Below are 7,444 nucleotides of genomic sequence, written 5' to 3'. Positions count from 1 at the left end.
TCAGCCCACGCCGAATCGGCGACATCGTCGCCGCCGCGCTACACCTGACCCACTTCGAGTACAAATACCTACCGGAAAGTCGCTGAGATCACTTCAGTCAGCCCGGTTTCACCAGCAGGGCACCTGACCCCCCGCGTGCGCGTCAAGCATCGGGTGGGACGCGACGGCATGACCGGTGCTACGTGTCGAGCAACTGTGTGCAGTAGGCGGCAGTCGCATCGTCGTGGGTCTTGCCACGGGGCCAGCGGGTGCCGTGTGGGTCGGAGTCTTCGGCGGCACGAACGCGGTGGATCAGCTCGGCTGGGCCGTGGTCGTGCAGGATCTCCAGGAGGCCGGCCCAGTCGGTGAGGTCGAAGCGGTCGGCAAGCCGGCTGGCTCCGTCGCTGAGCAGCGCTGCGGCTGTCACGTCCTTGATCAGGCGGGTTCCGATGATGGCCTCGTCAGCGGCGCGCGGGTCGGCGGCGGCGACCCAGAATCCCCCGGGCTTGTTGCGGTGAGCGCGGAGGGCCTGGACGTAGCCGCGGAGCGGCCGGTGCTCACACTCACCCAGGTCTTCAGGCTGGCCGAAATCGTGCCGCCCCGGTACCGCGCCCTGGTCCTAGTCACCACCTTCGGCTGCCTGCGCTGGGGTGAGGTCGCCGCGCTGCAACGGCAGGACATAGACACCGCAGCCGGCACTATCCGGGTACGGCAGGCGTACACCGAGCAGCGCGGGGTCGGCCTGGTGCTCGGCCCGCCGAAGTCTCGGGCTGGCCGGCGCATGGTCAGCCTGCCGCCGACTGTCGTCGAGGTCGTCCGCGACCACTTGGCTGCAGAGGTCGACGACAACCCGGAGGCGTTCGTGTTCACCACCGAGAGCGGGCGCCCGATCTGGCGGGGCAACCTGAACAAGCTCATCGGCTGGAAGGCCAACGTTGCGCGGATCGGGCAGCCGGACCTGCACTTCCATGACCTACGGCACACGGGCAACACGCTGGCGGCCCGTACCGGGGCGAGCACTCGGGACCTGATGGCCCGGATGGGACACGACTCGACGCAGGCCGCGCTGATCTACCAGCACGCCACGGCGGAAGCTGACCGGGCCATCGCCCAGGCGCTGCACGATGCGGTGCGCGCGGACCAGAAGAAGGCCAAGAAGACGACTGGCGGCGGCAAGGACAAGGGCGACAAGAAGTCCGGCGGCAAGAAAGGGCAAGAAGCGGTCGGCCGACCGGGACGAAGCCAACGGCGAGCAGGGCCAATGGCACGCTAATGGCACGCCGCATGATCCTCGGCCTTGGAGTATCGAAGGCCCTGACCGGGACTCGCGTCCTGATCAGGGCCTTCGCGCTGGAGCGGGTGACGGGAATCGAACCCGCACTGTCAGCTTGGGAAGCTGATGTTCTGCCATTGAACTACACCCGCAGGCGGCACCACTGTACCTGAGGTCACCGCCTCCGTGCACGCAGGTACCCCGTGGCGACCCTCACCCGCCACAAAACCGGCTGGAGGCGTTCTTGCCACGCCGACCCGTATCGGGCCTGCCGAAAATTTCACTGCGGCAACATACCGCCGTTCTCAAATCGATCGATCGGTTGTAACGTCTCCCCAACGTTTCAGCCACGGCGTGACACACCCCCTGTCACGCCGCCAGAAAGAGGTGGGCCCATGGGACTTCGTCCCAACTTGCTGACCCGGCGTACCGCCGGTGTCGCGTCGACGACGCTCGCGCTGCTGCTCAGCACCGCCGCGGTGGGCGTCGTCCCGGCCGCTTCGGCCTTCTCGGCCGCCCCGGCGGGCGGCTGCGTCGAGCCGGCCGACGTCCACTCGGACGCCCGGGTCAAGGCCGGCGCGCACGCCAAGCACGAGCCGAACGAGCTGACCGCCGCCCAGGTCCGTCAGCGCGAGGCGGACCTCGCCTCCGCCCTGGCGGAGCGGGCCCGGTTCCGGGCCGGCGCCGGGGCCGCCCCCCTGGCGACCGTGACCATTCCGGTCGTGGTGCACGTCATCCAGCGGGACAGCACCCGGGCCGGCGGCAACATCCCGGACTCGATGATCTCTCAGCAGATCAGCGTGCTCAACCAGGCCTACAGCGGCGCCACCGGCGGCGCCCCCACCGCCTTCAGTTTCCAGCTCCAGAAGATCAACCGGGTCACCAACCCGTCCTGGTACCCGATCGTCTCAGGCTCCTCGGCCGAGCGGTCGATGAAGACCACTCTGCGCGAGGGCGGCAAGAACACCCTGAACATGTATCTCGGTGAGCTGAGCGACAACCTGCTCGGCTGGGCCACCTTCCCGAAGCGGTCGCTGGACAAGATGGACGGCGTAGTCGTGCTGAACGAGTCGCTGCCGAGCGGCACTGCCACGAACTACAACCAGGGCGACACCGGCACCCACGAGATCGGCCACTGGCTGAACCTCTACCACACCTTCCAGGGCGGCTGCTCGGGCTCGGGCGACAGCGTCAGCGACACCCCGGCCGAGGCCTCGCCGGCATACCAGTGCCCGACCGGTCGGGACACCTGCACGGCGCCGGGCCTGGACCCGATCACCAACTTCATGGACTACACCTACGACTCGTGCATGTACCAGTTCACCTCCGGCCAGGCGAGCCGGATGCTGACCGCGTGGAACGCCTACCGCGCGGCGTAACCGCCGAGCACAGCGAACCGGTGCCGGCCTCGTCCTCGGACGGGGCCGGCACCGGTGTTCATACGGTCAGGCGGCCGGGCGGCGGGTGTCGAAGCCGTGGCGGCCGCGCCGCCCCTCGGGGACGGCCGGGGCACGCCGCGCGGCAGCGGTCGCCTGCGGGTCGAGCCAGACCCGCACCTGCGGCCGGCCCGCGCCGAGGTGGGCCGCCTGGTCGCGCCGGGTCAGCATCGCCACGTCGACGGTGAACTCGAACAGCCGCCAGTCGACGTGCGGCGCGGCCCGGCCGATCCCGGCCACTCGGGCCATGGTCGCCGGGTCGGTCACCGGGTGGGCCCGACCGGCGACGTACGCCTCGTCGTCGCTCTCCTCCGGCGGGAAGGAGTGCAGCGCGTAGCGGCCGTCGCGTTCGAGGTCGCGGCGCTTGGGCGAGTCGATGACGAAGCAGTAGAGCCCGTCGTCGGTGATGACCGGGGAGACCGGGTGGACCCGGGGGCCCCCGTCGGCGCGGACCGTGGCGAGGTAGCCGAAGCCCGGCCCGTACTGCTGCAGGAGAAGGCGGATCTCGTCGGCGAGTCGGGGCTCGTCGGCGGCGAATTCGGACCAGGAAGCCATGCGGACATTCTATCGAACACGTGTACGAAGATGTAGTCCGACACGCAGGTCGCCCGTACCGGTCGCTATGGTGTTCCGATGCTGCTCTCCGACCGCGACCTGGTCTCCGAGATCAAGGCGGGCGCACTCGCGCTGGAGCCCTTCGAGCCTACGCTGGTGCAGCCGTCCAGCATCGACGTACGCCTGGACCGGCTCTTCCGGGTCTTCAACAACCACCTCTACACGCACATCGACCCGTCCCAGCAGCAGGACGACCTGACCTCGATGGTGGAGGTACCCGAGGGCGAGCCGTTCGTGCTGCACCCGGGCGAGTTCGTGCTCGCCTCGACGCTCGAGGTGATCTCGCTGGGCGACCAGCTCGCCGGCCGGCTCGAGGGCAAGTCCAGCCTGGGCCGGCTCGGGCTGCTCACCCACTCCACCGCCGGCTTCATCGACCCGGGCTTCTCCGGGCACGTCACGCTGGAACTCTCCAACGTGGCCAACCTGCCGATCACGCTCTGGCCCGGCATGAAGATCGGCCAGCTCTGCATCTTCCGGCTCTCGTCGCCGGCCGAGCACCCGTACGGCTCGGCGGTCTACGGCTCGCGCTACCAGGGGCAGCGCGGGCCGACCCAGAGCCGGTCCTGGCAGAACTGGCGTACCTGGCCGACCCGCTGAGCACGACGCAGGGGCTCCCGCGACGCGGAAGCCCCTGCGTACCCGTCAGCCCGGGCGGCCGTAGCTGTTGATCTGGCCGTCGTCGACGCGTTTCATCGTGATCGGCTTGCCGGACTGGGAGGCGTGCACCACCCAGCCGCCGCCGACGTACATCCCGACGTGGTGCAGGTCGCTGTAGTAGAAGACCAGGTCACCGGGGCGTAGCTCGCCGCGGCTCACCCGCCGGGTGACGTCGTGCTGCTCGCGGGCGTTGTGCGGCAGGGAGACCCCGGCCTTGGCCCAGGCCGCCATGGTCAGGCCGGAGCAGTCGTAGTGGTCCGGGCCGGCGGCACCCCAGACGTAGATCTTGCCGATCTGGGCGCAGGCGAACTTGACCGCGACACCGGCCGGGCCGCCCGGGTAGCCGGCGGGGCAGGGCGCGGGACGCAGTGGTCCGCCGCCGCCGTTGCCGTACACCTTGAGCCGGAGCTTCTGGAGCCGGGCGATCTCGGCGTCGATCTGCTTCTTCTGGGCCGCGAGCTGAGCTTCGGTACGGGCCAGCTGGGCGACCATCGCGTCCAACGGCTTCTTCTTCGCGGCCAGCTCGTCGCGCAGCTCCATGACGGCCTGCACCTGCTCGTGCTGGTGGTGCGCGAAGCGGTCGAGCAGTTCGAGGCTGTTGACCACCTCGCTCGGCGACCGGCTGCCCAGCAGGGCGTTGACGGTGGAGAGGTTGTTGCCCTTGTACGCGTCGGCGGCCAGCCCGCTGACCTGCCCGAGGGCGGCGTCGACCTGGGCCTCGAGCGGGGCGATCTGCTTCGCCAGCGCGTCGGCCTGCTTGCGCCGGACGGCGAGCTTTCCGCGGGTGGAGTTGACCTGTTCGATGATCGGTTCGAGCTTGTTCCAGTCCTGGTCGATCTGGCGCTCGATCTCGGTGACCGACGGTTCGGCGTGGGCCGCCGTGGCGCCGCCGGTCAGGACGACGGCGGTGCCGACCAGGGCGGCGAGGGCAATGGTGAAGCGGGACCAGCGTGAACGCGGCGCAGCCGTCGACCGGTCGACCGACCGGTCCGACGGTGGCCGCGGGGCATGGTGTGCCACCGGGCTCCGTACTCCTTCTTCCTGACCGCCTACCGGGTTAGCTGACGGGTTCGGACGGGAAGGGAGCCGCCCTACCGCAGTGGCTGCGGATTCACCCCAGGTACCTGGGTCCCCGGCTCGCCTGGCGGCGACTCGGCGGTGTCGGACCGTCACCACCCGGGATGGACGGTGAACCTACCGGTCGACGACTGACCAGAGTAGGGACCGTCGTTATCAATCCGCAACCCGATCCGCCGTGACACTCCGTACGCAGATTCGGAAACCACCCGACGGTGAAGGTTTTTTACGCCCATCATCACCACCTGGAAAGGTATTGACCTGGGGCCATCTGCGGAGTGAGGGTGGGGACGCAGTCACCCCCATCCCTATCTGGAGGTTCGATGCACCTCTCAGCACTGCCACCGCGCAGACGGATACTGCTGGCCGCCGCCGTCGCGGCGGCCACCGCTCTCGCGACCAGCGGTCCCACCGCGGCGGCGCCCCTCACCGTCGCCGGCACCACCGACAGCCCGGACCGGCAGCAGCAGTACGCCGCCGCGGCGGCGGAGTACGGCGTGCCGCAGAGCGTCCTGCTCGGCGTCTCCTACCTGGAGTCCCGCTGGGACACCCACTCCGGCCGGCCCAGCACCAGCGGCGGCTACGGCCCGATGCACCTCACCGACGCGCAGCAGGTCGCCTCGACCCCGTCCAGCGCGCACGTGGACGAGAACGAGGACCCCCGCGGCGACGAGTCCCGTCCGCTCACCGTCGACCTGACCGCCGCCGCCGCGCCTTCCGGGGACACCCTGCCCGTGGCGTCGCTGCAGACCCTGGACACCGCCGCCGACCTCACCGGCGTGTCGAAGGAGACGCTGCGCGACGACGCGGCGGCCAACATCCGCGGCGGCGCGGCCCTGCTGGCGTCGTACCAGCAGAAACTGGGCGGGCCGGTCGGCGCCGGCAGCGACCCGGCGGCCTGGTACGGCGCGGTGGCCCGGTACTCCGGCGCGGACACCGAGGACGCGGCGGCGGCCTTCGCCGACGAGGTGTACGACCAGATCGGCCAGGGCGCCAGCCGGACCACCGACGACGGCCAGCGGGTGACCCTCGCCGCCGCCGCGGTGACGCCGGACCAGTCCGGGCTGCACAAGCTCGGCCTGCGCCGCGCCGAGCGGCCGGACGGCCTGGAGTGCCCGGTCCGCCTCGCCTGCGAGTGGATCCCCGCACCGTACGGGGAGTACACGATCCCCGAGACGACCATCGTGGACTACGGCAACTACGACATCGGCAACCGGCCGGCTCAGCAGAAGCTCGAATACATCATCATCCACGACACCGAGGGCTACTTCGGCCCGAGCGTACGGCTGGTCCAGGACGTGACCTACCTGGGCTGGCACTACACGCTGCGCTCGGTGGACGGCTACGTCGCCCAGCACATCAAGGCCAAGGACGTCGGCTGGCAGGCCGGCAACTGGTACGTCAACGCCAAGTCCATCGGCATCGAGCACGAGGGCTTCGCCGGCCACGGCACCTGGTACACCGAGGCCATGTACCGGGCCTCGGCAAAGCTGGTCCGGCACCTGGCGCTGCGGTTCCAGATCCCGCTGGACCGGCAGCACATCCTCGGCCACGACAACGTCCCCGGCATCACCGCCGGGAACGTCGCCGGGATGCACTGGGACCCGGGTCCGTACTGGGACTGGTCGCACTACTTCGACCTGATGAAGGCGCCGTTCCACTCGACCGGCACCCCGAGCACCGGCCTGGTCACCATCGACCCGGACTTCGCGACGAACAAGCCGGCCTTCTACGCCTGCAACCAGCAGCCGCCGGGCGTCCCGAAGCCGCCGCCGCCGGCCGAGCCGTGCCCGCTGCGCGGCTCCTCCTCGGTCATCCTGCGCACCGGCCCGAGCCCGACCGCGCCACTGGTCAACGACCTGGGGCTGCGCCCGAACGGCACCCCGAACACCATGCACATCAAGGATCACGGCGCCCGCGCCTCGGCCGGTCAGACGTACGCCCTCGCGGGCATTCAGGGCGACTGGACCGCGATCTGGTACCTCGGCCAGAAGGCCTGGTTCTACAACCCGGCCTCGGCGCCGACGGCGAAGTGGGCGAACGGCTTCGTGGTGACCCCGAAGCCGGGCAAGACCACCATCCCGGTGTACGGGCGGGCCTACCCCGAACGGGCCGCCTACCCGGCCACCATCCCGTACCAGGCCATCTCGCCGCTGCAGTACACCTTCCCGGCCGGTCAGCGGTACGCGGTCGGCGGCGTCCTGCCGGGCGAGTACTACCGGGCCGTCTCCTTCGACGGCTCCGCCCCGGATGACCGGACGGTGGTCCGCGGCGAGAACAAGTACGTCCAGGTGCAGTTCGGCCACCGGGTGATGTACGTGAACCTCGACGACGTGCAGATCACGCCGGCGTCGGTCGGCTCCCCCAGCTGACCCTCGGCGAAAACGAAGGCCCCCGGTCCACCCGG

The 7,444-nt window shown here is 70.2% G+C and carries 7 protein-coding genes, 1 tRNA gene and 1 riboswitch; of the genes, 4 read left to right on the top strand and 4 right to left on the bottom strand.

The genetic code is table 11. The features are described 5' to 3' along the window. Nucleotides 1-178: 178 nt before the first annotated feature. Entirely contained in the window at nucleotides 179-406 is a 228-nt protein-coding gene (locus ACFYML_RS18380; protein WP_387421721.1) for a hypothetical protein, read from the bottom strand. Nucleotides 407-532: 126 nt separating this feature from the next. Here ACFYML_RS18380 and ACFYML_RS18375 point away from each other — a divergent pair, with 126 nt between their 5' ends. Beyond that, complete coding sequence (locus tag ACFYML_RS18375; RefSeq protein ID WP_387421720.1) at nucleotides 533-1,252, top strand: tyrosine-type recombinase/integrase; 720 nt, start codon at nucleotides 533-535, stop codon at nucleotides 1,250-1,252. 78 nt (nucleotides 1,253-1,330) lie between these two features. Here the strand turns inward: ACFYML_RS18375 and ACFYML_RS18370 are convergent. Beyond that, a tRNA-Gly gene (locus ACFYML_RS18370) sits at nucleotides 1,331-1,404 on the bottom strand. 243 nt (nucleotides 1,405-1,647) lie between these two features. On the opposite strand from ACFYML_RS18370, the gene ACFYML_RS18365 reads away from it, so the two are divergent. Beyond that, nucleotides 1,648-2,631, top strand: a complete 984-nt coding sequence (locus tag ACFYML_RS18365) for a zinc metalloprotease (RefSeq protein WP_387421719.1) — start codon at nucleotides 1,648-1,650, stop codon at nucleotides 2,629-2,631. Between the two features lie 66 nt (nucleotides 2,632-2,697). Here the strand turns inward: ACFYML_RS18365 and ACFYML_RS18360 are convergent, their stop codons facing one another. Continuing rightward, nucleotides 2,698-3,243, bottom strand: coding sequence for a pyridoxamine 5'-phosphate oxidase family protein (locus tag ACFYML_RS18360; protein ID WP_387421718.1), 546 nt, complete (start codon nucleotides 3,241-3,243; stop codon nucleotides 2,698-2,700). 78 nt (nucleotides 3,244-3,321) lie between these two features. Between ACFYML_RS18360 and dcd the strand changes: the two genes are divergently transcribed. After that, nucleotides 3,322-3,900 carry a dCTP deaminase gene (gene dcd, locus ACFYML_RS18355; protein ID WP_387421717.1) on the top strand — a complete coding sequence of 193 codons (579 nt, stop codon included), beginning with the start codon at nucleotides 3,322-3,324 and terminating at the stop codon, nucleotides 3,898-3,900. Nucleotides 3,901-3,945: 45 nt separating this feature from the next. Here dcd and ACFYML_RS18350 read toward each other — a convergent pair whose 3' ends face one another. After that, nucleotides 3,946-4,980: an NlpC/P60 family protein gene (locus tag ACFYML_RS18350; RefSeq protein WP_387421716.1), complete on the bottom strand. Its 1,035-nt coding sequence runs from the start codon at nucleotides 4,978-4,980 to the stop codon at nucleotides 3,946-3,948. Between the two features lie 12 nt (nucleotides 4,981-4,992). Beyond that, a riboswitch (cyclic di-AMP (ydaO/yuaA leader) is annotated at nucleotides 4,993-5,128 on the bottom strand. Nucleotides 5,129-5,360: 232 nt separating this feature from the next. On the opposite strand from ACFYML_RS18350, the gene ACFYML_RS18345 reads away from it, so the two are divergent. Continuing rightward, a complete protein-coding gene (locus ACFYML_RS18345) occupies nucleotides 5,361-7,409 on the top strand; it encodes an N-acetylmuramoyl-L-alanine amidase (RefSeq protein ID WP_387421715.1) in 2,049 nt (682 codons plus the stop codon). Nucleotides 7,410-7,444 lie beyond the last annotated feature (35 nt).

The organism is Micromonospora sp. NPDC007230, assembly GCF_042869115.1.
In the GTDB taxonomy this organism is placed as follows: domain Bacteria; phylum Actinomycetota; class Actinomycetes; order Mycobacteriales; family Micromonosporaceae; genus Micromonospora.
The sequence above is the reverse complement of the archived record's forward strand: the minus strand, read 5'-3'. Positions and strand labels throughout refer to the sequence as shown.

Excerpts from the sequence above, each read along its gene's own strand:
- ACFYML_RS18360 (WP_387421718.1), bottom strand. The coding sequence starts at position 3,243 with ATGGCTTCCTGGTCCGAATTCGCCGCCGACGAGCCCCGACTCGCCGAC.
- dcd (WP_387421717.1), top strand. The coding sequence starts at position 3,322 with ATGCTGCTCTCCGACCGCGACCTGGTCTCCGAGATCAAGGCGGGCGCA.
- ACFYML_RS18345 (WP_387421715.1), top strand. The coding sequence starts at position 5,361 with ATGCACCTCTCAGCACTGCCACCGCGCAGACGGATACTGCTGGCCGCC.
- ACFYML_RS18365 (WP_387421719.1), top strand. The coding sequence starts at position 1,648 with ATGGGACTTCGTCCCAACTTGCTGACCCGGCGTACCGCCGGTGTCGCG.